The sequence below is a fragment of the Parabacteroides caeci genome (assembly GCF_023656795.1).
Taxonomy (GTDB): Bacteria; Bacteroidota; Bacteroidia; order Bacteroidales; family Tannerellaceae; genus Parabacteroides; species Parabacteroides segnis.
The window spans coordinates 15,645-41,678 of record NZ_JAMOKT010000063.1; the positions used below are offsets into that span (position 1 = coordinate 15,645).

Below are 26,034 nucleotides of genomic sequence, written 5' to 3' on the forward strand. Positions count from 1 at the left end.
TATAATATTTAAGGTATATGTTAAAGCATACGAAGATTGTTGCTACAATTTCTGATCAACGTTGTGATGTGGAATTTGTCCGCTCACTGTACAATGCAGGAATGAATGTTGTGCGCCTGAATACGGCCCACATGATGGAAGAAGGTTTAAACCGTGTTGTTACAAATGTACGCGAAGTATCCGACCGCATCGGTATATTGATGGATACCAAAGGCCCGGAAGTACGTACCACTACGGCAAAAGAGCCAATACCTTTTACAACCGGCGACACCGTTAAGATAATCGGTGATCCGGAAAAAGAGACAACCCGTGATTGCATTTATGTTTCATACAGAAACTTTGTCGGCGACCTGAATATCGGCAGCGATATCCTGATCGACGATGGAGACCTGGAACTGAAAGTCATCGAGAAACAGGATGATTATCTGCTCTGTGAAGTGCAGAACGACGCGACATTAGGAAGCCGCAAAAGCGTGAACGTCCCCGGTGTACGCATCAACCTCCCCTCACTGACAGAAAAAGACCGTAAAAATATTCTTTGGGCGATTGAAAACGAACTGGATTTCATTGCTCACTCTTTCGTAAGAAACAAACAGGATGTATTGGATATACAACAGATCCTGGACGAACATAAAAGTCCGATCAAGATCATTGCCAAGATCGAAAACCAGGAAGGTGTCGACAATATCGACGAAATCCTGGAAGTAGCTTACGGTATCATGATCGCCCGCGGTGACCTGGGCATCGAAGTTCCGGCCGAAAAGATTCCGGGAATCCAGCGTGTGTTGATCCGCAAATGCGTGGAAGTGAAAAAGCCGGTGATCGTTGCGACCCAGATGCTTCACTCCATGATTAAGAATCCGCGTCCTACCCGTGCGGAAGTAACCGATATTGCCAACGCAATCTATTACCGCACAGACGCATTGATGCTTAGCGGTGAAACAGCTTACGGTAAATATCCGCTGGAAGCAGTCCAGACAATGACCAAAGTTGCTCGCGAAGCTGAAAAGACCAAGCTAGCCGCCAACGACATCCGTGTACCTATCGAAGGTAACGACCTGGATGTTACTTCATTCCTGGCAAAACAGGCGGTAAAATCTTCCAACAAGCTACATGTAAAGGCAATCATCACCGACAGCCACACCGGACGCACAGCCCGATACCTGGCAGCTTTCCGTGGTACATCAACGGTGTTCGCCATCTGCTATAACCCGCGTGTAACCCGCATGCTTTCTCTGTCATATGGCGTATGGGCCGTATATCAGCCGTGGGATGACAGCCGTCGCGGTTATTTCTACAGCGCACTGAACGAATTGATTAAGAGCGGACGTATCACCCGTAACGACATGGTTGCTTACCTGAGCGGCAGCTTCGGTGAAGGTGGCGGCACGACATTCCTCGAAATCAACAACGTCGGAAAAGTGTTGGATGCCGGAAGTAAATATTCACTCCCGACCTTTAAGGAATAAATAAAATAAAACAGGAAAAGGTGTCGCAAAAGTCGGTAAAACGCTTTTGCTACATCTTTTTTCGTATATTTGAAGCATAAACATTCTTTATTTAAATGACATTAGACGAATACATTCTCAATCACAGCGACGAAGAAGGCGCATTGTTATCCGCGTTGAACCGCGATGCCAATGTAAACCTGCTGCGTCCCCGTATGCTGTCCGGCCATCTGCAAGGACGGATACTGAAAATGTTTTGTCGCATGCTTCGCCCCCGCCGTGTACTGGAAATAGGGACTTACACCGGTTACGCCACACTCTGTCTGGCCGAAGGAACCGAAGACAACGCCCTGATCCATACACTCGAGATCAATGATGAAATGGAGGATTTCATCATGAAATATCTCTCACGCTCTCCCCTGAAAGATAAAATAAAGCTGCATATAGGCGATGCGATGAAAATCATACCGGAACTGGACGAAACATTCGACCTGGTATTTATCGATGCCGACAAACGCTTGTATTCCGACTATTACGATCTGGTATTTCCCAAAGTGCGTCCGGGAGGCCTGATTCTGGCCGATAACACCCTGTGGGATGGTAAAGTTTTGGAAAAACCTCACCCGTCAGATAAACAAACCATCGGAATACTTAGTTTTAATGATAAAATAAAAGAAGACCCCCGGGTGGAGAAAGTGATCCTTCCGCTTCGTGACGGTCTGACAATGATATGGAAAAAATAAATTGATAACGATATGGAAAGTACAAGACTGAACAAGATAGGTCGTCTGATCCAGAAAGAATTGGGCGACATTTTCCAGAAACAGACCCAGGGAATGCCGGGTATATTGATTTCTGTAAGTGCGGTACGCGTCAGCCCCGACCTGGGCGTTGCCAAAGCATACCTGAGTATCTTCCCTTCCGAAAAAGGGAAAGAGTTACTGGAATCGATCCGTGCAAATACCAAAGCGATCCGTTTCGATTTGGGCAAACGTATAGGAAAACAGGTTCGCATCATCCCGGAACTGAGTTTCTTCATTGACGATTCGCTGGATTATATTGAAAACATTGACAAACTGTTACAGAAATAAGAGAATCAAGCGTTGAACCTTTCGTTTTATATAGCCCGGCGGTACCTCTTTTCGAAGAAATCCCACAATGCCATCAATATTATTTCGATGGTATGTGTCTGCGGTGTAGTCATTGCTACCACCGCAGTTGTTTGTGCACTGTCGGTCTATAACGGGTTCAATGACCTGGTAGCAGACATGTTCAGCAGTTTCGACCCGGAGTTGAAGATTTCTCCCCGCACCGGGAAAGTGTTCGACCCGACAACTGCCGAATTCCAACAGGTAAAACAACTGCCCGATATTGCTTATTTCGGAGAGGTTCTTCAGGATAATGCATTGATACGCTATCACGACCGCCAGGATGTGGCAATAATCAAAGGGGTGGACGACAACTTCAGCCATCTGACCCAGATAGACAGTGTACTGATAGACGGCAGCTTCATCCTGAAAGACGAAGTTACTGATTATGCCATCCTCGGGGTCGGACTGTCATCCAAACTGGGTGCCAAACCGGGATTCGCTTCTCCGCTTGAAATTTATGTCCCCAAACGGAATGAAAAGGTCAATTTATCCAACCCGGCTTCTTCATTCAGTCAGGAATATGCCTACATAGGCGGAGTTTTCATGATTAACCAGCAGGTATACGACGAAGGATACATGATACTCCCCCTTTCACTGGTACGTGAATTATTCAAATATGACAAGGAAGTCACCTCCATCGAACTGAAAATTGCTGACGGAGCCAATATCTCTTCAGTCAAAAAACAGCTCAAAGCTATCCTGGGTGACCGGTTTATCATACAAGACCGTTACGAACAACAGGAAGCGTCCTTCAAAATGATGCAGGTAGAGAAATGGATCACTTACCTGATACTTTCATTCATTCTGACAATCGCCTTGTTCAACGTAGTCGGTTCGCTGTCTATGCTGATGATAGAAAAGAAAGATGACGTACATACCCTTCGGAATATGGGAGCTGACAATAAACTTATCCGTCGTATATTTCTATTTGAAGGCTGGATGATCTCCGGATTCGGAGCCCTGATAGGGATTGTGATAGGTCTGGCATTGTGTTTTTTACAGCGGCAATTCGGATTGATTAAATTGGGACAAACAGCCGGCGCCTTTATTATCGACGCATATCCGGTGCGGGTGATGTTCACAGATGCCCTGATTGCATTTATTACGGTAGCGGCCATTGGATTCATGGCCGCCTGGTATCCCGTACATTATCTGGGAAAGAAATGGTTTAATTAAATTCTTTCCCGTATTTTATCTGTGCATCTGCCACAAACTGCTTGATACGCTGTTCGTCATCTTTTTTGCAGATAAGCAATACATTTCCCGATTCAGCCACGATGCAATCTTCAACACCCTGAATCACAGCCAGTCTTTTTGAATTACCTACGGCTATTACATTTCCTGAACTTTCATAAAGCAATGCATTACTATTCTTCAACACAGCATTATTATTTTCATCTTTCGGAGCCAAATCAAACAAGGAACCCCAGGTACCCAAGTCTGCCCAACCGAAATCAGTGCACAACATATACACATTATCCGCCTTCTCCATAATACCGTAGTCGATGGAAATCTTCAGGCAATAAGGAAAGTTCTCATGAATAAACTCATGTTCGTTTTCTGTATTGAACTTATCCTTACCCAAGTCAAACCGAACGGCAATATCCGGAAGATATTTGGCAAAAGCTTCCAGTATTGTATTTACGTTCCACAGGAACAGACCAGAGTTCCAGAAAAACTCACCGCTTTCATAAAAGACTTTTGCCAGTTCCAGATTCGGTTTTTCCGTGAAAGTCTTCACCTTGGTAAATTCTCCCAGCATGGAATCGCTACTCTGGATATAACCATAACCTGTTTCAGGACGGCTCGGTTTGATACCCAACGTAACCAATGCATTATTGTTCTTTACAAAATCCAATCCTTTCTGAACGTCTTTCAAAAATATATCTTCTTTCAGGATCAGATGATCGGAAGGAGCAACAACAATATTGGCATTCGGATTACATGCTCTTATATGGTAAGCAGCGTAAGCAATACAAGGAGCTGTATTTCTACGTGCCGGTTCCAGCAGGATCTGGTTTTCTTTCAATTCGGGCAACTGTTCTTTAATCAAGTCGGCGTAAGCTTCGTTAGTAACGATAAAAATATTTTCTACCGGGATGATTTTGGAAAAACGATCGAAAGTCATTTGCAACAGAGAACGTCCTGTTCCGAAAAAATCTAAGAATTGTTTTGGATAACTTTCTCTGCTAAAAGGCCAGAAGCGACTGCCAATCCCTCCACCCATGATAACGCAATAATTATCTTTCATGATACACAGGTTGTTTTTTAATTATACTCTTACAAAGTTAACGAAATAATCCGGGATTTATTCTCCTATCTTATATTATTCCCCGAAAGCTATAGATAATTTGAAAAAAAATCGCTGAACGCTTGCACAAATAAAAAATATGCGTACCTTTGCAACGCATTAGAAAAAAACAAATGCCCAGATGGCGGAATTGGTAGACGCGCTGGTCTCAAACACCAGTGGATTCACTTCCATGCCGGTTCGATCCCGGCTCTGGGTACACTACCTAAAATTAAGTTCCTGATTATCTACAGATAGTCAGGACTTTTTCTTTTAGTGCGTAACGAATTACGGAACGTTTGATGCTTATTAACTTCGGCATAGGCCTAAATTGACCACATCACTTATCAAATGCTAAAACGTATATCTGTTTTTCTGAATTATCGCCAAATGTTTCTTCTTCAAAGCCTCCAAACTTATGAATAATCTTAAATCCGGCCCATTCCAGATATGAATCCAATTCCTGAGGAAAAAACAATCTCATATCCAGATTTTGAATTGAATGAAACTCACCATTTATAAAGTAATGCCATTCTATGCGATTAATTTGAGTTGCGTTTTCATAACGCATTGTCTGCTTTATCAAGACTTCCCTCCCATCATCAGTTGTATATGCCGCAATTTCCTGTTGTTCCTTTTCACCTTCAACAATATATTGAATATTAGGGTTAAAGCAATCTAACAGAAATAAACCTCCATCTTTAAGATGATTTTTAACGACATTAAATACCTCAAATAAATCTTCATTCTTATATAAATGATGAATTGAATTAAATGGAATAAAAATAAAGTCAAATTTTTCGTGCAAATCTAACGTTCTAATATCCGCTTTAATGAAAGTAATTTCTACTCCTGCTTCAGAAGCTTTTGCCTTTGCTTGTTCAAGCATGGACGAAGTGTAATCGACTCCACAAATATTGTATCCCTCCTTTGCAATTGGAAGCGTAAGTCTGCCTGTACCACAGCAAAGTTCAAGTATTTTAGCATCCCTATTTTTCGGCAACCACTTTTTGTAAAACTGCAAATCGGATAGGAAAGTATTTAATCCATCATAAATACTTGCGTCATAAATCAAATCGCCAACTTTATAATCTGTATTCATTCTGTTCTCCAAATTCTATTTTTTATTGTGCTACTTACAAAAGTACTAATTATTTGAAATACAGAAAACAAAACACCCTAAACCGTTTCTTACTCATTCTTCAACGCTTTTACCGGATTCCCTGATGCAGCCTTGAAGCTGTGCCAACTCACGGTAAGTAAAGTGATACCTACCACAATAAAGAACGACAGAATATACGTCCAGACACTAAAGGCTGCCCGGTAAACAAAGCTTTGCATCCATTGATTAAGCAACCACCAGGTCACAGGCACTGCAATTACAAAAGCTATCCCGATCCAAATAATAAACTGGCGGTCAAGTAACTTTATAATCTGCCACGTAGTTGATCCGTTCACTTTTCGGATCCCGATCTCTTTTGTTCGTTGTTCGATAGCATACAGCGCCATACCAAAAAGCCCGAAACAGGTGAGCAGGATACTGATAACCGAATACATCATCAACAAGTCAGACAATTCGAAAAGTTTCTTATTATTACCCAGCACTTTGTCATACAGGCTCTCATGTTCAAGATATTTCCCTGGATAAAGTTTATCCCATTCCCTATAGATTTGTTTGATAACCGAAGTATTTCCGGGAGCGATACGGATTTTTAAGTTAGTTCCATCCCTGGTATAGCCAATAATACCTTTATCTATAGGCGTCTCAAGACTATTAGGGATATAAAGTTTAAAATAATCTTCAACAACCCCAGCAATAACATGATCATCTCCAAAAGGAGGACGCTCCTTCAATCGGGGTTCGTATTCTTTTATAAGACTCCCGACAGGCAGTTCTCCATCCGGGAACAAGCTTTGAGCCCATGTACGGTTTAGATAAACAGGATGCGGATACCTTTCTATCGCCTCTTTCCAGGGCAGACCTTTCAATAGCTTATAGCCCATAACTTCCATTACTTCTTCATCGCCATCCTCTGAAGTATAAGATTCATATGTACCATCCGGCGAAAACTCACCGAGAGGCCATTCATATATAAGATTGCTTAATGCCGCAGCCTGTATGCCCGAAAGAGAACCGATATTTTCTTTAAGCCGTAACATAGATGTCTTGTTATCTCCGACTGAGAAAATATAAATATCTTTATAATTTTCTGCTTTATCATATAAAAGCGAGATTTGCCGCCGTACGGAAATATTACCGATTATCAGAATAAATGAAATAACGAACTGAACGATAGCCAGCGAGGTAATGATACGCCCTTTTGCTTTTCCCCGATAGAAATTGTTATACATGGAAATCGACATTTCCGGCAAACGCCAGCTCATATACAAAGCAGGAATACACGCCAATAAAAGAATAAAACCGAATGTAACCGGCAGCATCTGACTACTATACAGAAAATTAACCGGAACCTGAATAGACATGATGCGATTCATTATCCCCAACAGGTCGAATTGTATCAGTTGTGCAATCAGGAAACCGAAACCAACAGTCATAAATGTATCAGCAAATAATTGCATGCTCAATTGTCCGCTTCTTGCACCCATCAGTTTCTGTATATGCAAAGAGTATAACTGTTTAAATACACGTGAAAAACTTAGATTAACATAATTGAAACAAGCTATGACCAATATCAGAATAGCTGAAAAAAGAGCGATAAACAATAACGTCGTATTTGGTTTCTTCAACGATGACGGGAGCGTTACCGTATCAAAACAGGCCTGTTGAATAGTGAGGAGTTCATTCTCAAAATCTTGACCATCACTTCTTTGAAGAGCCAAACGCCCTGTTTTAGCCTGTAAGTCGGGAACGGAGACATTCTTTTTCAGCAGAAAGAAATTTAATCCGGAAGAGGGATCGCCCAAGAATAAAGCATCAAAGCCGAAAGCCGCCTGGCTATTATCTTTTACCACAGCAGAAACAGTAAAAGTCAATAACCCTTTTTCATCCCCGAAATCACCAGGACCGAATAGTATCTGAACCGTTTGTCCTATCGGGTCACTCTCTCCGAATAAACGTTTCGAAAAAGATTCTGTCAGGACTATCCGATCCGACCCCACCTGGGTATCCGCAAAACTTCCCCTTACAATTTTCTGAGGAAAGAATGAAAGGAAAGCACTATCCGACTCTATTACTTTGATGTCTTTGAAGAAGTTCTCTCCGGCTTTACAATAGGTAACCATGAAATAAGGATGTACACGGCACGCCTTATCCAATTCCGGGACACGTTCGAGTAACTGAGAAGTGATATCTCGTGAGACCGTATTAAAAGCAGTCATTCCTGCCCCCGAAATAGTTTGCTTAACCACTACCATTCTATCCTTGTTCGGATTCTCCTGTTCTATATTATACTCATGGATAACAAAAGCAGCTAATAAGTTAGTACAGGCAATGCCTACTGCCAGGCTGAGAATAGAGATTACAGTAAATGTTTTATTACGTAACCAACTCCGAAATATAAGTTTGAATGATATGTTCCCCATGATATTTCTGTTTTTTGTCAAAACTAGTCAGTCCCAGTCTATCTGACAACAAAAATTGTGCTCCTCTATAACAAAGAGGTGAAATCGTCTAAATTTTAGACAATTCCGGGAAGTGGCTATCCATAAATCAGACATTCAGCCGAAAGCTGAGTACTTTGAATGCATCATGTTAGTTTAAATTGTACTTTTGCAATAAAGGATATGCTGAATCGCAGATTACACCGGGTCATTATCAGCGGGATAACAGGAATTGTGTTATTCTCGATTGCAGGTGCCTGGCTTTTGATCAGTCGGACTTCCCTGTTTTTTGCTTTTGTCTGCATCTGTATGATCATAGCCTTGGCTATTATGCTGATAAGGAAAATGGACAAGACAGACCGCCAGTTGGAAAGCTTCTTCAGCGCGATCAATAACAACGATTTCAACGCCCACTTCACAGAAAAAGGGGACGATAAATTCCTGAATGGATTGTTCCGGGAGATGAACCGGATTATCACACAATTTGAAAACAATCATACCGAACTGGAAGAACGACGGTTTTATTACGAAAGTATCATCCGCGTACTGACGCATGAAATCAGAAACTCCATTACACCTATAGCCTCTTTGTCGGCCGACCTGATTAAATATAATGATGAATACGGAAAAGAAGGAACAATCGACGGGTTGCAAACCATTAACCAGCAAGTGCAGCAGCTGAATACTTTCCTGAATGCCTATCATCGGTTAACACACCTGCCTGATCCGGTCAAAGCAAAAGTTCAAATTAGTTCTTTGTTCGACAAGCTTGAACGGTTATTGAGTTCGGAACAAGGCAGTAAGAATATCCGTTATATTTCACCTGAAAACGTAGAAATCTTACTAGACCAGAATTTAATAACACTGGCACTCATTAATCTTATCCGCAACGCCTTACAGGCCACCGCAAATAACCCGGAGCCACAAATCAGGGTTGAGTCAGGAAAAGAAGCTACCTTTTCATTCATACAAGTAACTGATAACGGGGAAGGCATTCCGGAAAACCGACTGGAAGATATCTTCACCCCCTTTTATTCCACCAAAAAAGAAGGAAGCGGAATAGGACTGCCACTATCCCGCCGCATTATGCAACTCCATGGCGGAGAACTTATTGTAAACTCTGAACCCGGAGAAGGAACAGTGTTCCGCATGACATTCCCCGACTTTTGACACCCATCAAAATCATACTAAACCTTTAAATAGACTAAAAATACCAAGTTACATTTGGAATACAGAATATTATTCGTAGTTTTGCGAACAACAAACAATAAAGGAATAATGAAAACAAAACAGTATACAAAAGAACAAGAACAGATTGCCCGTTTTGCTAAAGCGATGGGACATCCGGCACGGATGGCTATTCTTAATTTTTTAGCCAAACAGGATAGTTGCTTCTTCGGAGATATCCACGAAGAACTACCAATTGCTAAAGCAACTGTTTCACAACATTTAAAGGAATTAAAAGAAGCCGGATTAATCCAGGGAGAAATAGAAACTCCAAAAGTCAGGTATTGTATCAACCGGGATAATTGGGAACTTGCCCGTAATTTATTTGCTACTTTTTGGAATAATTGCAATTCTAAAGATACATCGTGCTGTGAATAACAGCACCTTTTTTTGAGAATATTGTTCGTGTTTTTACGAACTAATACAAATAGATTTAATTTAACATAGAAAGAATATGAAAGAGAATCAGGATTTAAAAGAGTTGGTAAAACAGCGTTATAACGAACTAGCATTAGATTCCGACACGCTAAAAGGCTGCTGCTGCTGCGGCAAATCCCCGGTACCCCCATCAAAGAAAGTATTCACTATAATGAGTGAAGACTATAAAAATCTGAAGGGATATGAACCCGATGCAGATTTAGGGGTTGGATGTGGATTACCCACCCAATATGCCAATATTAAAAAGGGGGACACCGTTATCGATTTGGGTTCAGGAGCAGGAAATGATTGTTTTATAGCCCGCTCGGAAGTTGGTGAAAGCGGCAAAGTCATCGGTATTGATTTTGCTCCTCAAATGATAGCTAAAGCACGTGCTAATGCACTCAAGCGGGGATATACGAATATAGAATTCTTAGAAGGAGATATTGAAAATATGCCTTTGCCGGATAATACAGCAGATGTGATTGTCAGCAACTGTGTATTAAACCTGCTTCCTCTAAAAAATATTATTTTCAAAGAAATCTACCGTGTATTAAAACCGGGTGGACATTTTTGCATCTCTGATGTCGTACTGAATGGGGTATTCCCCAAAGAGTTTACCGACAATGCCGCTATGTATGCAGGCTGTATCGCTAGTGCCATTCAAAAAGAAGAATATTTAGCAGAGATAGAAAAAGTGAATTTCACAAATATCCGTGTGGAAAGGACTAAGACAGTAATTATCCCCGATGAAGTACTATATGAACATCTGGATGAAAGCACAATTCAGAAATATAAATCAGGAAATGTCGGAATCTACTCAATTACGGTAACAGGACAGAAACAATAAATAATGTAATAGTTTTAACCTTATATAGATAACGGTTGTCAGAGTTAATCAAATATCTCTCTAACCGTTATCTACAAAGGTTAAAATGGCCATTTTTAAAAATAAATTGTTGTTATTCAATTCCCTTTCTCTTCTGCTTTCTTCAACAAATAAAAGCAACTTGTACTAAAGAAGTTTCTCAGATACGGAACGGAAGAAAGAACTTTACCCAGCTTTCGCGGTGATAATCCGAACTTAACCTCATAATGCGGATTTATAAAAAATAATTGCTGGTCAACAATCTGATATCCCGTCTGTTTTACAAGATTCCGGAACATTTCAATGGTGCATTTCGTTTCTTTAATACTCAGCAACTCCTTTATTGTATCTTCTTCTTCACCGCCTGTTTCCAGTATCCATTTATATAAAACCCGCGGAAGCAAATGTATGAAAGGAAGAAGCGAAACAACTCTGCCCCGTGCAATCTGCTGATGTCCGCCAAACGGCATCTGCCAGGCTGGAAAGGCGATAAAAATCACACCACCTGCCGATAAATAACCTTTCATACCAGACAGGAATTGAGATTTATCATTGATATGTTCAATCACATCGTGTATCAGGATAAGCGGAAAATGTTTTTCCAGATCTTTTAATCGGAAAATATCAGATGCGATAAAGGTCCCTTTCTGATTTCTTCGGGCGAAGAATGTTCGAGCCTGCTCTATTCGTAAAGAGGCAATATCCACTCCGACTATTTCACAACCTGACTCAGCAAAAGGGAGCAGATTACCTCCTTCGCCACATCCTACTTCCAAGACTTTCTCCGGAAGGTCGCCTACTATTTGCTTTATATACGGAATATAATATTTCCGGGTCGTCTGTGCCTGTTCCTCAAAATAACGGTCACGGTTGATATGTCGTTCCTGCATCTCTTTTCTGTTTTTAAATATCTATAAGTATGATATTCTTTCAGGCAAAAGACTGCGTGGTTAAATCACTTTATTGAGACTTCTTATTTTTCTCCCTACCAACTGAAACGTAAGCCGACAGGGACCGTGAATGTCACCGGATGCTCTTTCCGGATAGTACGCAACCCGCTTCCGTCAGGAATATAATAATTGACAGTAGGCTCTATATAGAGACTGATGCGGGGAGTGAAATGATATTGTACACCTGTACTGGCATTAATCGACCATTGTAGAGGTACATTCAACGACTGACAGCCCATGCTCATAGGTATACTGTCCGTAATATGAGATGTTTGAAGTGTCCCTTTTAACGGAATATCAAGTTGCATACCGGCTGTCGAGTAAAGCGAGAAATTCCTGAAATTACCCCAGCGATAAGATACACGGAAAGGGATTCCTAGGTAATGGATTTTTTGTGTTTCCTGAATACGGAAATCATTACCTGTGGTAAAGTCGGATTTCAGGAAAGTATATTGCAAGCCCGTTTCAAGGCTCCAGCGTTCGTTTAGTTTTTTGTTTGCTGAAAGCCCAATGGTAACAGGAGAATAGTGGTGTTGACTTTCTACAATATCTCCCTGATTGTTTTTTGCGATATTCATTATTGTAACTGAATCGCCCAAAGTACCTTCCTGATAACGGGCATTCAGGTAAGTGTAATAATCCTCCCAGGTGCTTACCTGCTGAGGAAGATCAGCCCCTACTCCACTGTCTGAATGGGGAGTAGCAATCAGTTTGTATATATTCTGAGCCAGTTGCGGACCTAACGAACCTGCCAGCATAAACTTCCACGCTCCTGCTTTCTTTTTACGTTGCACGGAGACAAAACTTCCTTCCGAACACAAACCGAAGATAGTCGCACTTGGCAAATCAGAAACAAACAACGGCTTATTGACAGGTGGCACACTTATCGTAATATTCCCGACAGGCAAGATAGGCGGTACTTTTCCTGCATCCGCCAGCGGTGGCGCACTAATCAGTCCCGGCAATTGTGAATGTTCTCCCGTACCGGAACGAACCTCCTGTTCCTGGGAATCGGTCTGCCTGTCTTCCTCCCTTTTTTCAGCTTTCGGCTGACGCACTGCTATCTTAGGCTGATGGCTTTGTTGTTTCTTTTTCCAGGGCAGATAATTGTAGAACAGCGGGATAAGAAGCAGCAGCAATATTATAATAACCAGGCGACAATCGACAATCATCTTTTTCAGCAATGCTTTCGCACGATGCAATTGCGAAGATGATGAGTGAGGAGCTATATGCAACAAGTCACCTATCTCTTTATGAGGCAACCCTTCAAGTACCGCCAGCTTGAACACCTTCGAATAACCTTCGGGAAGCCCTTCCACCAATTCCATCAACTGGTCATACGATATCAAATCAGCCATGAAAGGACTTTCCGCCGGTTCATCTTCTTCGGACACATCAGACAGAGGAATGGTATTAACCATGTTGTTTTGACTGAGATAATGAAGTGCGATATTCTTCATCACGACTCCCATCCAGCTTTCCAGCCTCTCCGGATTACGTAATGAGCCAATGGAAGTAAAGATAACAATGAAACCGTCATGCAGCAGGTCTTGTGCAATTTGTCTGTCGGGCACATAACGAAGGCATATCTTCATCATCTTTCCCGAGTAAGTTTTATAAAGCTGGTTTAATGCCTGCTCATCACCTTTTTTGCACAAATCTACGAAGTCCTCTCTGTCCATGTCCCACAACATCATATAACTATGATGCACTAATATGGAAAAGACTGCATAGGGTTTGCTCTTTTTTTATTCTCTACATGGAAAAGATTCTGCTTGTAATTCCATTATAGCCTCCAGCCTGCCCGGCTTTCTCCTTCTGAACAAATATATGGTCGTGATAATAAGCCGCTACAACATTAGCACTGATATCTTTTGATGCTAGTTTTGTGCCTATAGCAGCGGTTAATCCCACGGCATTAAGACTTGAATGAACTGTGAGCGATATTAATTTATAGACAGTATCAAAACGGATAGAAAGGGGATTATCAAACGTACAGAATACAAATTCCCTACTATCTAATTCCGGTTTCATAGAAGACAATAATATCTTCAAATCCTCAATTCCTGCCATAAGTTTATTCATTAGTTTATAGTATACTCACAACAAATATAATACTCTTACGGAAAGAAACATGAGAAAGATACTCAAATAGATGGATGTTAAAGCAAATTCGTTAAAGTAACACAAAAACGCGTTGAATACTATGTACCGAACAGACGAATATGTATTTTCGTACCCAAATTCAGCTGTACATTATTGCATGGCATTTACGCAACATACGATTTATACTGTCAAAGCACGGGCTATCTGTATCATCATGTTATTCCTGGTGTTACTCGATGTATTCGGATACGTTGTGCCCAATTATGATACACAAACAGCTAATCAGACGGAAATTTCCAACCAGGCAGAAGATACCGATGAGCCGGGTAATACGGACGAACTGTTTTACCGCAACGGGAACCGCCCCGTTCATCCCCTGATTCCGGTTTGTTCCGTACCGCTTCCCGACCTGTTCACACAGCTGGTTCATATTGATTACTATATACCCGTTAACAACAGACCTGCCCCACGGCAGATACATTCCTTGTTCTGTACATTCCTTATTTAGTACACCATATTCTTTCACCGGACGAAAGCATAATATCATATATTATAAGACTGCTGTATCATATATTGTGATACTCCATTCTCATATATTATAATATTCTTGTATCATATATTATGATACTACCACCGTATGCAAACCATCCGGCCCCGCCCATAAGACATTTAAGTAATAAACTAAAACAGTATCATTTTCATGAACGAAATAATAATAATCATTTCACTTATCCTATTGAACGGCATATTTGCCATGTCTGAAATCGCATTAATCTCCGCCCGCAAATCGAGCCTGAACACTGACGCAAAGAAGGGCAGTAAAGCGGCTAAACTGGCCCTGAAACTGGCAAATGAGCCGGATCGTTTCCTCTCGACCATTCAAATAGGCATCACACTGATTGGTATCCTGACCGGTATCTATTCCGGTGCAGCTTTGACGGACGACTTCTCGGTTATCCTGAAGAATTGGGGAGTATCCCCTCTCTACGCATCCCTCATTGCCCAGGGGTTGATTGTTGTAGCCGTCACTTACCTGACTTTGATATTCGGCGAACTTGTTCCTAAAAGAATCGGTTTGAGTATTGCAGAAAAAGCCTCCAAAGTTGTTGCCCGCCCGATGTATATCTTATCGCTGGTAGCCGCCCCGTTTGTATGGCTGCTGTCAAAAAGTACTTCCTGCATGTTCAACCTGCTGGGCATAAAGGACTCGGATAATAAGGTGACGGAAGAAGAAATCAAATCGATCGTACAGGAAGGAAAGGAAGGCGGAGAAATACAGGAAGTAGAGCAGGACATCGTCGAACGTGTTTTCATCCTGGGCGACTTGAAGGTCAGTTCCATTATGACACAGCGGAATGAAATCATCTGGCTGGACTTGGATATGGATAAGATGCAAGTGAAAAAGACCATCGAACAGGAATTATATGAAATGTATCCGGTGACCGACAAGAAAAAGGGAGACGTGGAAGGGGTCATCTTTCTGAAAGACCTGGTTCTCCATCTGGATACCCCTGATTTCAATCTGGAATGCATCGTCCGCCCGGCTTTCTATTTCCATGAGAACATGAGTGTATATAAAGTGCTTGAAGAAATGAAAGAACAGGGAATAAGCCGCGCCCTGATATGCGACGAATTCGGTATGTGCCAGGGAATTATAACACTCAGGGATATTCTGGAAGCCTTGTTAGGCACCATCAACGATACGCAGAAGGAACCGGAGATTATCCAACGGAGCAACAACGACGGCTGGCTGGTCGACGGACAGTGTTCTTTTTATGATTTCCTGTCTTATTTCGATAAAGAAGATTTATATGAAAGATGTAACTATCATACGGTAGGAGGATTATTGCTGGAACAGCTGGGACATATCCCTCAATCCGGAGAACAAGTCGAATGGAACAACTTCCGCTTCGAGATTGTTGATATGGATGGAGCCAGAATAGATAAAATACTGGTTCAGGTACCCAACGATAATAATGCATAAAATACCCTATGGACTTTTCTGATTTAATCCAATGGTGCCTGGAGCACCTCAGCTATTGGGTGATTTTAATCCTCATGATACTTGAAAACTCGCTGGTTCCGCTACCATCCGAGTTGATCGTCACACCTGCCGCCTACAAGGCGGCAAACGGTGAGATGAATATTTCCCTCGTGATACTTTTCACAACCTTGGGAGCGCTCATCGGGGCGTTGATCAATTACCATCTCGCCCTCTTCGTCGGCAGGCCCATCGTCTATAAATTTGCCGACAGTCGTTTCGGCCATCTGCTCGGCATAAACCGACAAAAGATAGAGTATGTGGAAGCATTTTTCCTGAAACACGGCAAGATATCGACCTTCTTCGGAAGATTAATACCGGCCGTGCGGCAGTTCATTTCCATCCCTGCCGGACTGGCACGAATGCGGCTTCCCGCCTTCATCCTGTTCACAACACTCGGTTCGGCCATCTGGAACAGTATCCTGGTTCTGCTCGGATATTACCTGGCACAGATACTTCCTGAAGACCGGTTACTGGAAGAGCTGGAAAGATACAGCAGGGAAATAAGTTATGTTTTTGTGGTATTGGTAACACTCGCCCTCATTACCTGGTATCTGAAAAGGAAACTAAAAGCACATCGATAAAACCCTCGCTACACGTAAAGAAAAATATACAGCCGAAGCACGAGAAAACTTCTCCGGGAATATTTTCGTCCCGGAGGATATGGAGATAATCAAATTATAGAACCGGCAACGATCATTTATTCAAAAGTCCCGCCCTGTTCAGCCACTTACCGACTGACGGAGCTTCGTATTTTCTCATTTTATCCAGCAGGTCTTCTATATTGTCGCTGACCAGAAGCATCTCCTTGTTTTCTTTTCGAAGGAATCCTCTGTCGACCATTGTATCGACCAATGCCAGAAGGACATCATAGAATCCGTCTACGTTCAAGAGAGCTACAGGTTTCCGGTGAAGACCTAACTGAGCCCAGGTCAGCATCTCAAAAAATTCTTCAAGTGTACCGAAACCTCCCGGAAGAGCAATGACACCATCAGAGAGTTCATTCATTTTCGCTTTCCTCTGATGCATGGTATCGACCATCACAAGCTCCGTCAGATTTAAATTGGCAATCTCCACTTTCTTCAAAAAAGCAGGTAAGACCCCGATGGCTTTGCCTCCATTTTCCATGACTCCATTAGCAACAGTACCCATCAGTCCCACATTGGCCCCACCATAAACCAATTCAATGTTTTGAACGGCCAACGTCTTTCCCAATTCGTAAGCCTGTTCTTCAAATATCCGCTCTGTCCCACGGCTTGAACCGCAAAAAACGGCGATTCTCCTGATTACTTTCTTCTCAGCATCACTATTTTGTAACATACGCATATATTTCGTTTGTATCCGTTTATCCGGTCATCGGACAACTTACAAAGATAAACTTTTTCCGTCAGCCTTTTCTATAGTTAATGTAACCAGGAACTATTCCCCTGCTCTACAACTAAACGAAATACTATTAAGCGAATGATCCGTATAATCGGATAAACTGAATTCAACGGGATAAATACAGTCTTTCTCCTTTAAAATAGCCTCTTTATAGGCATTTACGACATCCAAACCACCTTTTTGGGTCTGTAGATTCTTGTCTTTATCAAAATAGACATAACAAACATCTACCACAGAAAGGATATTCGTTTCTTCCTGAGACAGAGATTCACCGGCTATTACTTTATTTACCGCCAATCGGACGTCACGCGAATCTGTATCCGACTCTACGACCAACAATCCGATCCTACCATAACTCACAGAAGCGACATATGAAACGCCTCTCCCTTTATCAACCTCCTTCAACTCTTCTTTTATAAGTTTTTCAGGACGATCCATGTCCAGCGTGAAAAGGATTTGTTTGAATGAATAAATCAGTCCGTACTTTCTTGGCATTTCTTTCTCTAAAAAAGAAACACCCGACACAGCCTCATCCAGCTTTACTCCCAGATTAATCATACCTGCCATGTATAACTGTTTATGGCTATAGAAATCAAACGTCCCATTGTCTATCTCAAAAGAGACATTCTGATCAGACATATTTTCCATGATTTGCTGGGCAAATATATCCTGCTCTTTCTGAGAAGGGATATAAGTCTTTACAACTTCTTCAACAGCAGCAGATGTCGAAACGGTTACGGGATTGAATGTATATCCGGTAAATTCAGGGATATTAATATTTGATTGGGCATTATGACTCACAAGATTGCCCAAATAAATTTTATCCTGAATAGCGGGATTTATAAACATACTGTTAGTCCATGCATTGCACCAACTCAGATCACCCGTAAATTCCAGTTGTTTAAAAGAAAAAATAGGTAATCCCGGGGGTATAGCGATATCACGAAGACCTGACTGATTGACTTCCAAAACCCTTTGTCCAAACTCTCCTGAAAACACGACCTTAGCCTGTCTCCCGTCAGGGCTGCGATTCTCTGCTATGTTAATGGTTATTTCTGTTGATTCATCTCCAGAGGAAGGGGTAATGGAGATCCATTTAGGAACAATATATACCTCCCACGGTCTATTGGTTGTTAACTTTATAGTTTGTGTTCCTGCAAAACAACTCACATCCATGGGGTTTCTACTAAACTCAAGAAAAGGATCCACCTCCTTCAGGCTCAATTGTTCCACTTCCAACGTCTCCGTTGCTTTCCCATGGGAAAATTGCAGAGAAGCCTTTCTCCGTTCAGCCCCTTTATTTTCTGCCACCTTGATAGTTACCATGCCATAACCATCGCCCGATGTAGGACTGGCCGAGATCCAATCCGGAATATCCTGAATCTCCCACAGACCATTCGCCATAAGATCTATGCACTCTTCCCCGCCTTCCTGATTTATTAAGAGAGAAGTTGTATACAATTCGAGCATATCTTTTTCTCTTTCCAGCTTACTACAGGAAATGGATATTGTCAGTAGAAAAAGATTGATTATTAAGAATAGAAACAGCCTGTTATTCATTGTTCCAAGAATTTATACATCACATAGATAAACCGACGGCAAGTTATAAAAATATTTTGAGAAACATGATCTGACAGTAAAATATCAACGAATTATAACCTTTTCCATTAAAATCATAGAAAAACCTCCCATATTTTCTTTCGAAACGATATGGTAACCTACTTTTTCGTACAGATGTAAGGCATTGGGCGTTTCCTCTCCGGTAAACAACACAAATTTACGGCAAGCCGGAAAATACTTTTCAATTTCATACATCAGGACCTTACCGATTCCCTGATTCTGATATCCGGGATGCACAACCAATTTACCGACATGACAAACATCATTGCTATCTACAAAAGACTTCCGTGGTTCAAAAGTATTGGAGGAAGGAATCTCACCCAGAAAAGTAATATGGTCGCTTATCTTCATAGGCCTTCTTGACAAAGTCAGTTCGAAGTTCTCTCTTAAACGGGATTCAGACAAAGGGGAACCGATGAAAAGTTCCCCGCATCTCCTTTCTTTGAACGCATCGGGATGGGCAACAATACGTACGGGGGTATTTATTTCCCCGGACCAAAATTGCAATCCACGAGTATGGTCGTTGTGCCCATGGGACAAAGCGATTACAGAGACCTGTGCCAGGTCTATCCCCAACGCCTTTGCATTACGGATGTAAACATCCGAATAACCGGTATCGAGCAACAAACGGGTTTCACCGTCTTCTATATAATAACAGACTGCCGGTTCCCCCAGATAATACTGATCTATATATGTATTATTATCTACCAATACCGTTAGTTTCATAAATTTCTCAATTAAAAATTATAAAAGGCCTTATATCTCTCCCCTGCCTTTTCCAATAACTCTTTATCCAAATCCGGACATTCGACAAAGAAGGACGTATCAAATGTCATACCACTTTTCTTTTTTACTTTTTTCCAGTTACCGACAATCTGCCCGTTATATAAAATGACCGGATAGAATATTCCGAAATTATTAAAGGCTTTCGGATGGTGTTCTTTATCCATCGCAGCTGTACGATCTTTGTAACTGATGAGATATTCATCAAAAGGAGGCATAAAATGTAATACATCGCTAGTCCTGAACTTTTTGTCCCACTGCTGATGGAGAAACAATTCCTGCGAGGCAAATTTCTCTTTATTCAATTCACCGTCGATTGCAGCAATTGCCTGACGTGCCTCTGCCACAGGTAAGCCTGACCACCAGACAAAATCACTCAGGCTGGCCGGCGAATGACTTCTGAAATACTTTCTAGCAAGCAAAGCCAATGCTTCCTCCTTATGTAATTCTTTAACCTTAGGAGCACGTTCTTCCAATAGAGCATAAGTCGCCTTTTCTTTTCTATCTGCTCCGCTGCATATAATACCTTCCTGTTCTGCCCGTGTGAAAAGATAACCTAATTTAGGAGAATCAGGCATAATACCAGCCTTCACAATCTCATCTTCCAGTTCTTGTTTTGTAAGATGGTTATTACCCTCCAATACCTTTTCAAACAAATCATTCGCTTTGGTGTAGGTACTTTCAGGAATATCCACTCCGTTACCTTTAGCAAAGGAGTTGCACGCAGCTATGATCCGTTGCGATGATAACTTCAGCATCCAACGGATATCTTCCGCCGCTACCAGATGCCAGGTGGGACGCATCACATGAGTCCGCAGAATATCTCCCCGCTGATACGCATCGTTAATTGTCTGTAATGTAGCTGATTTCAGCCGTATTCCCAGCGCCCACTTAACCATTCTATACTCTTGTGCCTGGACAGCTCCCATCCAGGAAACCAAATCCTTGGGATCTTTAAATTCCGGACGAACTAATTGCTGACTTCGCAAACGGATATCGGTGAGCATCTTACTCATATTTCTTGAAGTTATACTTATTACGCAATAGCTGTTGCTCATCCGCGTCCAACGATGTGAAATAGGCTTTCCAACCCGGACAATAATCAATGTGCCAACGCCAGAAACGACCTAATAATGACCGTGGATTTTTTTCAAATTTCGCCCGTATCGGGCATTTGCTACAATTGTGTCCCATGATATTTTATTGATTAATATTTCTACAAATATAATTATTGTTTTCAGAATTGCACTTTTAATCTGTTTATCCTGTTTGTTTTCCTAATTCTTTCTATTTTTGTGACCAGTATTCTTCGGGGCAGGGTGTAACTCCCTACCGGCGGTGACAGTCCGCGACTCCTCTGCAAAACAGAGGACTGACCTGGTGAAAATCCGGGACCGACAGTTAAAGTCTGGATGAGAGAAGAAGACAATAACGATAGTACGACAATTCTACCGGCATAGTCATTATGCAGGAGAAGTGTTGTATATAGTATTCCCTCCTGCCCTGCTGCAATATGCTAACTATTTAACAACTACTTAAATTACAGGGTTTGAAAATGAAAACGATCAAAAATTTCGGTGTTGACTACAAAGAACGCGTAGAAAAGGCGATCAGCTGTTTACAGGCAGGAAAAGGTATTCTGCTGGTCGATGACGAGAACAGGGAAAACGAAGGAGATATTATCTATTCCGCAGAAAAGATGACAGTAAAAGACATGGCTTTGATGATCCGTGAATGCAGCGGCATCGTATGCCTTTGCCTCACTTCCGAAAAATGCAGATCACTCGGTTTGCATCAGATGGTAGACGACAACACCAGTAAGAACCAGACAGCATTCACCATCTCGATAGAAGCCAAAGAGGGTGTAACCACCGGAGTCTCGGCTGCCGACAGGATACAAACGATAAAAACGGCAATTGCCCAAGGTGCCAAACCGGAGGACTTATCCCATCCAGGACATGTTTTCCCCCTGCAAGCCAGAGATAATGGCGTTTTAGAACGAAGAGGCCACACCGAAGGAAGCGTAGACCTGGTGAAACTCGCCGGCCTGGGAGACACAGCCGTTTTGTGCGAACTGACAAATGAAGACGGGACAATGGCACGCATGCCGGAAATCATTGATTTTGCAGAAAAACACGGGATGACAGTCGTCTCAGTCGACGACATATGCAGATTCAGGACAGAGGCTTAGTTTCGCAAAACAGCAAGGACCTTCACAAGCCCTTGCTGTCACCATCAATTATGTTGAATACCTCAATCTTCTGTAATAACAGAAAATTCAGCAATTCCAACACGTTTAGCATTATCCACTATTCGTGTTGCCTTAAAGATTAACTTTTGACCTTTTACAGGATTAAAATGTATTTCCTGTTCTATCGGATTGTTTTTGATATTCGAAAATTCACCGGAAGCAACTATTTTACCATCTACCAGTAGCTGATAATTGGAGATATGACCACTCGCATCACGCCCCTGATTCGGAGTATAAACAAAACCTTTGATCACATGCGGTTCAGCCAGTTCAATCGCCAACTCATTTTTACCTTCCGGAAGATAATAAGTCGAATAACCGTTCCCGTCAAAGAGCAAAGACGTACGCTCATCGACAGGGTTTACAATTTTATAATCAGCAGCCGGAAGATCAAAATATCGCATACCGACAGGCCCTGTTTTACCTGATTGGGGATCGTAAGTTACGGCTTTCACTGTTCCTTTGATATCCAGAATAAAGGGAGTCTCATATTTTGCAGATTGGGCAGTCGGTTCCGTTCCATCCGTCGTATAATAAATATCGGCACCTTCACTTTCTGTTCCGATGCGTACTTCGTTTTTGGCATTACGCATAATATAGGGCTGTTCCAGCAACGGAGGAGCCAGGAAAGCCTCCACATTATTGATACACAACGGACCTTTCGATTCTGTAAAACTTATACGGAGGGCATCCGCCGGAGTTGTTTTAAAACGAACGATACGTTTATACCCGATCGTCGAAAGCGTATCGGCAGTTTCAACAGGCATCCATTTCCCGTCTTTCTCTACTTCCAACATAAAAGCACAAACACGTTGCCCCAACGGGATATATTCCTGTATCAGCACACGGTTCAGAGAAGTTCCGGCAGGTAACGGGAATGTCAATGCCCCAGTCGTCATCCCATCAGAGGTAGCCCAATAGGAATCCCAGTTACCATCTGTTACATTGCCAGCATTATACGTTCCACCACGGGTTTCACAGGCTTTCGGTTTGATATCTTTCAGTAAATTATCTTTCAAGTCTGCCGTGATGGTGTGATACCAGTCGACAGCACGTGCCGAATCGACCGGATGAATCTGTCCGCTCAAAGCTACCGGGAAATTCAACAGGAAATTGGCATTATGCCCGACACTGCGATAATAAAGATCCACCAGGTTAGGAACGGTACGGACCTGGTGGTCTTCGCGATGATGATAAAACCATCCCAGACGGATAGAGACATCGCATTCTCCCGGCAGCCATTTATCACCGTCTTTCATTCCCCACTGGGCCTGGCTGTAATGTTCTTCTTTATCGTATGAATAAGGAGCCCAGTTCGTTTCGCCCGCCCAGCCCGACTCATTACCGATCCAGCGGATATCCGGAACGGTTCCACCAAAGATCATGGCACCCGGATGCTTGGATTTAATCATTTCGCGGGCCATCTCATAGCCGTAATATTCTTTCGGGTTAATAGAACGGCTTTCGTCGGTACCGCCGTACCACCCGTTTCCGCCATTCGCCCCGTCGAACCAGAATTCGAACAGCGGACCGTAATTAGAGGTCAGTTCGTTAATCTGTTCATGATAAGTTTTTTGATAACCTTCCCGTCCATACTCGGCATTATGACGATCCCAGGGAGAGAGATAAAGGCCGAATTTCAGTCCGTATTTCTTACAGGCATCCGACAGTTCACGGACCATATCGCCCTTTCCGTCTTTATAGGGAGAATTTGAAATATTATAATCGACCGTTTTTGTAGGCCACAGACAGAAGCCGTCATGATGTTTGGCAGTCAGTATCACCCCTTTCAGTCCGGCCGTCTTAATGACACGCACCCACTGTTCGCAATCCAGGTCAGTCGGATTGAATGTTCCGGCAGGCGTATTCCCATATCCCCATTCCAGATCGTTGAACGTATTCAGTCCGAAATGTACAAAAGCATAGTTTTCCATTTTCTGCCAGGCAACTTGTTCCGGAGTCGGAACAGGCAAGACGGGAGCAGGCGGAGCCACTTCCTTGCAAGACAAGAATGTGCAGGCACAAAGGCCAACAATTAATATATTACTTGCATTCATAGTATTTTCATGATTTAAAAGAGACAAAAAGGGGCTGCATGACACAGCCCCTTTTACTATTATTTATCCCATCCCGGATTCTGAGGAAGCAAACCAGGATTTCGTTGAAGTTCTGCCGTAGGAATCGGACGCAAATATAAACGATCATCCCATGTACGGCTCTTTCCGGCTTCATAAGAATAATCCTCATTCGTATAATTAGGATATACAATCGCATATTTGCCACCTTTTTCCGGTTGGCGCTTACCCACATACGTTTTTACATTATCGCATATCTTTCCGGCTTTCCAACGCATCAGGTCATCCCAGCGGAATCCTTCACCAGCAAGTTCGACACGTCGTTCACGACGGATTTCCTGCAATAACGGTGATAGGTCATATCCCCACTTTGTCCAGTTCGGATCGGTAAAACCAACGTTAATTGTCAAATGAGGCATACCAACACGGTCACGCAGCACATTGATCGTTTTATCGAGATCCGCCTGTGAGATTGTACCTAATTCAGCTTTTGCCTCAGCATTTATCAACAAAGTTTCGGCATAGCGATAAGCTATTCCATCATACGTATTATTATTCGCTTCAAATGCTTTATCGGTCGGAATAAAATATTTGATCGACTTATAGCCAGTATAGCAATACTGGTCGATAAACTTAGATTCCTCTTCTATAAACGTACTGTCATTTGTCGACAAAGTAACACGAGTCGGAAAATCCCAGGAAAGAATAGTCTGTTTCAATCGGGGATCCCGATCAGTCGTTTCGTTACGCATATTTTCATCTCCTTTATAATAGGTACTTAAAGAGATAGGCTTTCCATCCTTACACAAATAGCCTTCTACGAAATTTTTGGAAAAACCGGTATTAGCTTCCCATAAAGTACGGCTCATACCATGTTTTCTCTTCCCATCCAAAAAAGTTACCGAAAGAATCGCTTCCTTAAGATTAGTCTTATCTTCCATGACGAACATTTCATAATAATCTTTTTCAGGTTTTCCCGTATTATAAATTTCATACCGGCCACTATTTATTATCGCATCGGTTTCGTCGACCGCCATCTTCAAAAGACGTTCAGCCTTGTCCTGCCACCCCAGTTCGGTGTGGTATCTGTAATAAGTAGCTTCATGCAAACAAGTTCTGGCTTTCAAATGACGGGCCACATCTTTTCCGATACGTCCGGCTGCCGGTTTTTCGGGTAACCACTGAATGGCAAAATCAAAGTCTTCTATGATTTTATCCATTATCTCATAACGTTTAAGTTTCGGATCATATAATTCCGGAGAATCAGTACCCAGTTCTTTGTCAATCCAGGGAAGATCACCAAAAGTTCTCATTAATCCGGCATACTGGAAAGCCCTGAAAAAACGATTTTCACCTACATATTTATTTATATCCGCTTCCGAACCGACCACTGTCTGATAATGTGTCATAAAATAATTGGTCAGGCGAATCGGACTCCATGCCCCTTTACTCCAGTTACACCAGGAAGATGCTTCTGGTGTAGGTGTAGTAAACTGTCCCCAAAAATACTGCGCGATACCGTTAGGCACCTGATCGTCACTTTCCCCGTCGGCAATAGAAGTTACGCCACTAGGTAGCCAACCATAAAAATTGTTCACATAAGCTTCCAGATCACTCGGTGTATTCCAGAATGTTTTATCATTGATACTCTGTGGAGAGCGTTCCAAAAATGAGTCGTTACATGCCGTTAATGAGAGTACGGCAGCCACACCTATATATAATATTTTTTGTTTCATAATCCTTTTTCCATTTAAAATCCAAACAAAGTTGGATAATTCATTATTAATTAACTTTTATAATTTATCTTTGTATCAGGATGTTAAGAGGAAGTAGGCTCTGCTGAGGAGCAACCTACCAGCAATA

24 protein-coding genes, 1 tRNA gene and 1 riboswitch are annotated in these 26,034 nt (G+C 42.1%); of the genes, 12 read left to right on the forward strand and 13 right to left on the reverse strand.

What is annotated here, in order from left to right; translation table 11 throughout:
- Positions 1-17 precede the first annotated feature (17 nt).
- The 4 genes from pyk to NBH15_RS23485 all read left to right on the forward strand — a co-directional run bounded on the left by pyk (position 18) and on the right by NBH15_RS23485 (position 3,775).
- Positions 18-1,469 carry a pyruvate kinase gene (pyk, locus tag NBH15_RS23470; RefSeq protein WP_128135366.1) on the forward strand — a complete coding sequence of 484 codons (1,452 nt, stop codon included), beginning with the start codon at positions 18-20 and terminating at the stop codon, positions 1,467-1,469.
- Between the two features lie 95 nt (positions 1,470-1,564).
- On the forward strand, positions 1,565-2,191 hold the full coding sequence (locus tag NBH15_RS23475; RefSeq protein ID WP_128135367.1) for an O-methyltransferase: 627 nt from the start codon (positions 1,565-1,567) through the stop codon (positions 2,189-2,191).
- Between the two features lie 12 nt (positions 2,192-2,203).
- On the forward strand, positions 2,204-2,539 hold the full coding sequence (rbfA, locus tag NBH15_RS23480; RefSeq protein WP_010800893.1) for a 30S ribosome-binding factor RbfA: 336 nt from the start codon (positions 2,204-2,206) through the stop codon (positions 2,537-2,539).
- 12 nt (positions 2,540-2,551) lie between these two features.
- On the forward strand, positions 2,552-3,775 hold the full coding sequence (locus tag NBH15_RS23485) for an ABC transporter permease (protein WP_244050574.1): 1,224 nt from the start codon (positions 2,552-2,554) through the stop codon (positions 3,773-3,775).
- Here the strand turns inward: NBH15_RS23485 and NBH15_RS23490 are convergent.
- Complete coding sequence (locus NBH15_RS23490) at positions 3,768-4,850, reverse strand: mannose-1-phosphate guanylyltransferase (protein WP_128135368.1); 1,083 nt, start codon at positions 4,848-4,850, stop codon at positions 3,768-3,770. The genes NBH15_RS23485 and NBH15_RS23490 overlap by 8 nt on opposite strands.
- A gap of 175 nt (positions 4,851-5,025) precedes the next feature.
- Here NBH15_RS23490 and NBH15_RS23495 point away from each other — a divergent pair.
- Positions 5,026-5,109 (forward strand) — tRNA-Leu (locus NBH15_RS23495).
- A 120-nt stretch (positions 5,110-5,229) separates the two neighbouring features.
- Here NBH15_RS23495 and NBH15_RS23500 read toward each other — a convergent pair.
- A complete protein-coding gene (locus NBH15_RS23500; protein WP_250823685.1) occupies positions 5,230-5,991 on the reverse strand; it encodes a class I SAM-dependent methyltransferase in 762 nt (253 codons plus the stop codon).
- Between the two features lie 89 nt (positions 5,992-6,080).
- A complete protein-coding gene (locus NBH15_RS23505) occupies positions 6,081-8,432 on the reverse strand; it encodes an ABC transporter permease (RefSeq protein ID WP_250823686.1) in 2,352 nt (783 codons plus the stop codon).
- 201 nt (positions 8,433-8,633) lie between these two features.
- On the opposite strand from NBH15_RS23505, the gene NBH15_RS23510 reads away from it, so the two are divergent.
- The 3 genes from NBH15_RS23510 to arsM all read left to right on the forward strand — a co-directional run bounded on the left by NBH15_RS23510 (position 8,634) and on the right by arsM (position 10,944).
- Positions 8,634-9,620, forward strand: coding sequence for a sensor histidine kinase (locus NBH15_RS23510; RefSeq protein WP_250823687.1), 987 nt, complete (start codon positions 8,634-8,636; stop codon positions 9,618-9,620).
- 108 nt (positions 9,621-9,728) lie between these two features.
- On the forward strand, positions 9,729-10,055 hold the full coding sequence (locus tag NBH15_RS23515) for an ArsR/SmtB family transcription factor (RefSeq protein WP_128135180.1): 327 nt from the start codon (positions 9,729-9,731) through the stop codon (positions 10,053-10,055).
- Positions 10,056-10,131: 76 nt separating this feature from the next.
- Entirely contained in the window at positions 10,132-10,944 is an 813-nt protein-coding gene (gene arsM, locus NBH15_RS23520) for an arsenite methyltransferase (protein WP_250823688.1), read from the forward strand.
- A gap of 116 nt (positions 10,945-11,060) precedes the next feature.
- Here the strand turns inward: arsM and NBH15_RS23525 are convergent, their stop codons facing one another.
- The 3 genes from NBH15_RS23525 to NBH15_RS23535 all read right to left on the reverse strand — a co-directional run bounded on the left by NBH15_RS23525 (position 11,061) and on the right by NBH15_RS23535 (position 13,985).
- A complete protein-coding gene (locus tag NBH15_RS23525) occupies positions 11,061-11,852 on the reverse strand; it encodes a class I SAM-dependent methyltransferase (RefSeq protein WP_250823689.1) in 792 nt (263 codons plus the stop codon).
- A 95-nt stretch (positions 11,853-11,947) separates the two neighbouring features.
- Positions 11,948-13,594, reverse strand: a complete 1,647-nt coding sequence (locus tag NBH15_RS23530) for a sigma-70 family RNA polymerase sigma factor (RefSeq protein ID WP_199676394.1) — start codon at positions 13,592-13,594, stop codon at positions 11,948-11,950.
- Positions 13,595-13,667: 73 nt separating this feature from the next.
- Positions 13,668-13,985 (reverse strand): ACT domain-containing protein, encoded by a 318-nt coding sequence (locus tag NBH15_RS23535; protein WP_128135184.1) that lies wholly within the window; start codon positions 13,983-13,985, stop codon positions 13,668-13,670.
- Between the two features lie 190 nt (positions 13,986-14,175).
- Here NBH15_RS23535 and NBH15_RS23540 point away from each other — a divergent pair, with 190 nt between their 5' ends.
- The 3 genes from NBH15_RS23540 to NBH15_RS23550 all read left to right on the forward strand — a co-directional run bounded on the left by NBH15_RS23540 (position 14,176) and on the right by NBH15_RS23550 (position 16,643).
- Positions 14,176-14,526 carry a hypothetical protein gene (locus NBH15_RS23540; protein ID WP_233567472.1) on the forward strand — a complete coding sequence of 117 codons (351 nt, stop codon included), beginning with the start codon at positions 14,176-14,178 and terminating at the stop codon, positions 14,524-14,526.
- 192 nt (positions 14,527-14,718) lie between these two features.
- Positions 14,719-16,002, forward strand: a complete 1,284-nt coding sequence (locus NBH15_RS23545; protein WP_250823690.1) for a hemolysin family protein — start codon at positions 14,719-14,721, stop codon at positions 16,000-16,002.
- Between the two features lie 8 nt (positions 16,003-16,010).
- Complete coding sequence (locus NBH15_RS23550) at positions 16,011-16,643, forward strand: DedA family protein (RefSeq protein ID WP_128135187.1); 633 nt, start codon at positions 16,011-16,013, stop codon at positions 16,641-16,643.
- A 112-nt stretch (positions 16,644-16,755) separates the two neighbouring features.
- On the opposite strand, the gene NBH15_RS23555 is transcribed toward NBH15_RS23550, so the two are convergent.
- The 5 genes from NBH15_RS23555 to NBH15_RS23575 form a co-directional block, all read right to left on the reverse strand.
- Positions 16,756-17,379 (reverse strand): LOG family protein, encoded by a 624-nt coding sequence (locus NBH15_RS23555; protein ID WP_250823691.1) that lies wholly within the window; start codon positions 17,377-17,379, stop codon positions 16,756-16,758.
- Positions 17,380-17,478: 99 nt separating this feature from the next.
- Positions 17,479-19,002 carry a BACON domain-containing protein gene (locus tag NBH15_RS23560; RefSeq protein WP_250823692.1) on the reverse strand — a complete coding sequence of 508 codons (1,524 nt, stop codon included), beginning with the start codon at positions 19,000-19,002 and terminating at the stop codon, positions 17,479-17,481.
- 84 nt (positions 19,003-19,086) lie between these two features.
- On the reverse strand, positions 19,087-19,788 hold the full coding sequence (locus tag NBH15_RS23565; RefSeq protein ID WP_250823693.1) for a GNAT family N-acetyltransferase: 702 nt from the start codon (positions 19,786-19,788) through the stop codon (positions 19,087-19,089).
- A gap of 11 nt (positions 19,789-19,799) precedes the next feature.
- On the reverse strand, positions 19,800-20,861 hold the full coding sequence (locus NBH15_RS23570; protein WP_128135030.1) for a winged helix DNA-binding domain-containing protein: 1,062 nt from the start codon (positions 20,859-20,861) through the stop codon (positions 19,800-19,802).
- The gene (locus NBH15_RS23575; protein WP_010800915.1) at positions 20,854-21,039 is read right to left on the reverse strand and encodes a hypothetical protein; all 186 of its coding nucleotides are present in this window, start codon (positions 21,037-21,039) and stop codon (positions 20,854-20,856) included. The genes NBH15_RS23570 and NBH15_RS23575 overlap by 8 nt, the downstream gene beginning before the upstream one ends.
- A gap of 107 nt (positions 21,040-21,146) precedes the next feature.
- A riboswitch (FMN riboswitch) is annotated at positions 21,147-21,273 on the forward strand.
- Positions 21,274-21,400: 127 nt separating this feature from the next.
- On the opposite strand from NBH15_RS23575, the gene ribB reads away from it, so the two are divergent.
- Positions 21,401-22,036 carry a 3,4-dihydroxy-2-butanone-4-phosphate synthase gene (gene ribB / locus NBH15_RS23580; RefSeq protein ID WP_128135031.1) on the forward strand — a complete coding sequence of 212 codons (636 nt, stop codon included), beginning with the start codon at positions 21,401-21,403 and terminating at the stop codon, positions 22,034-22,036.
- Positions 22,037-22,098: 62 nt separating this feature from the next.
- Here the strand turns inward: ribB and NBH15_RS23585 are convergent, their stop codons facing one another.
- Positions 22,099-24,153, reverse strand: a complete 2,055-nt coding sequence (locus NBH15_RS23585) for an alpha-L-fucosidase (protein ID WP_128135032.1) — start codon at positions 24,151-24,153, stop codon at positions 22,099-22,101.
- A gap of 59 nt (positions 24,154-24,212) precedes the next feature.
- Positions 24,213-25,907: a RagB/SusD family nutrient uptake outer membrane protein gene (locus tag NBH15_RS23590; RefSeq protein ID WP_186958645.1), complete on the reverse strand. Its 1,695-nt coding sequence runs from the start codon at positions 25,905-25,907 to the stop codon at positions 24,213-24,215.
- Between the last annotated feature and the right edge of the window lie 127 nt (positions 25,908-26,034).

What these genes read in the sequence shown, in the direction of transcription:
- pyk (WP_128135366.1), top strand. Translation starts at nt 18, where the DNA reads ATGTTAAAGCATACGAAGATTGTTGCTACAATTTCTGATCAACGTTGT.
- NBH15_RS23475 (WP_128135367.1), top strand. Translation starts at nt 1,565, where the DNA reads ATGACATTAGACGAATACATTCTCAATCACAGCGACGAAGAAGGCGCA.
- rbfA (WP_010800893.1), top strand. Translation starts at nt 2,204, where the DNA reads ATGGAAAGTACAAGACTGAACAAGATAGGTCGTCTGATCCAGAAAGAA.
- NBH15_RS23490 (WP_128135368.1), bottom strand. Translation starts at nt 4,850, where the DNA reads ATGAAAGATAATTATTGCGTTATCATGGGTGGAGGGATTGGCAGTCGC.
- NBH15_RS23500 (WP_250823685.1), bottom strand. Translation starts at nt 5,991, where the DNA reads ATGAATACAGATTATAAAGTTGGCGATTTGATTTATGACGCAAGTATT.
- NBH15_RS23505 (WP_250823686.1), bottom strand. Translation starts at nt 8,432, where the DNA reads ATGGGGAACATATCATTCAAACTTATATTTCGGAGTTGGTTACGTAAT.
- NBH15_RS23510 (WP_250823687.1), top strand. Translation starts at nt 8,634, where the DNA reads ATGCTGAATCGCAGATTACACCGGGTCATTATCAGCGGGATAACAGGA.
- NBH15_RS23515 (WP_128135180.1), top strand. Translation starts at nt 9,729, where the DNA reads ATGAAAACAAAACAGTATACAAAAGAACAAGAACAGATTGCCCGTTTT.
- arsM (WP_250823688.1), top strand. Translation starts at nt 10,132, where the DNA reads ATGAAAGAGAATCAGGATTTAAAAGAGTTGGTAAAACAGCGTTATAAC.
- NBH15_RS23525 (WP_250823689.1), bottom strand. Translation starts at nt 11,852, where the DNA reads ATGCAGGAACGACATATCAACCGTGACCGTTATTTTGAGGAACAGGCA.
- NBH15_RS23530 (WP_199676394.1), bottom strand. Translation starts at nt 13,594, where the DNA reads ATGGACAGAGAGGACTTCGTAGATTTGTGCAAAAAAGGTGATGAGCAG.
- NBH15_RS23535 (WP_128135184.1), bottom strand. Translation starts at nt 13,985, where the DNA reads ATGGCAGGAATTGAGGATTTGAAGATATTATTGTCTTCTATGAAACCG.
- NBH15_RS23540 (WP_233567472.1), top strand. Translation starts at nt 14,176, where the DNA reads ATGGCATTTACGCAACATACGATTTATACTGTCAAAGCACGGGCTATC.
- NBH15_RS23545 (WP_250823690.1), top strand. Translation starts at nt 14,719, where the DNA reads ATGAACGAAATAATAATAATCATTTCACTTATCCTATTGAACGGCATA.
- NBH15_RS23550 (WP_128135187.1), top strand. Translation starts at nt 16,011, where the DNA reads ATGGACTTTTCTGATTTAATCCAATGGTGCCTGGAGCACCTCAGCTAT.
- NBH15_RS23555 (WP_250823691.1), bottom strand. Translation starts at nt 17,379, where the DNA reads ATGTTACAAAATAGTGATGCTGAGAAGAAAGTAATCAGGAGAATCGCC.
- NBH15_RS23560 (WP_250823692.1), bottom strand. Translation starts at nt 19,002, where the DNA reads ATGAATAACAGGCTGTTTCTATTCTTAATAATCAATCTTTTTCTACTG.
- NBH15_RS23565 (WP_250823693.1), bottom strand. Translation starts at nt 19,788, where the DNA reads ATGAAACTAACGGTATTGGTAGATAATAATACATATATAGATCAGTAT.
- NBH15_RS23570 (WP_128135030.1), bottom strand. Translation starts at nt 20,861, where the DNA reads ATGAGTAAGATGCTCACCGATATCCGTTTGCGAAGTCAGCAATTAGTT.
- NBH15_RS23575 (WP_010800915.1), bottom strand. Translation starts at nt 21,039, where the DNA reads ATGGGACACAATTGTAGCAAATGCCCGATACGGGCGAAATTTGAAAAA.
- ribB (WP_128135031.1), top strand. Translation starts at nt 21,401, where the DNA reads ATGAAAACGATCAAAAATTTCGGTGTTGACTACAAAGAACGCGTAGAA.
- NBH15_RS23585 (WP_128135032.1), bottom strand. Translation starts at nt 24,153, where the DNA reads ATGAATGCAAGTAATATATTAATTGTTGGCCTTTGTGCCTGCACATTC.
- NBH15_RS23590 (WP_186958645.1), bottom strand. Translation starts at nt 25,907, where the DNA reads ATGAAACAAAAAATATTATATATAGGTGTGGCTGCCGTACTCTCATTA.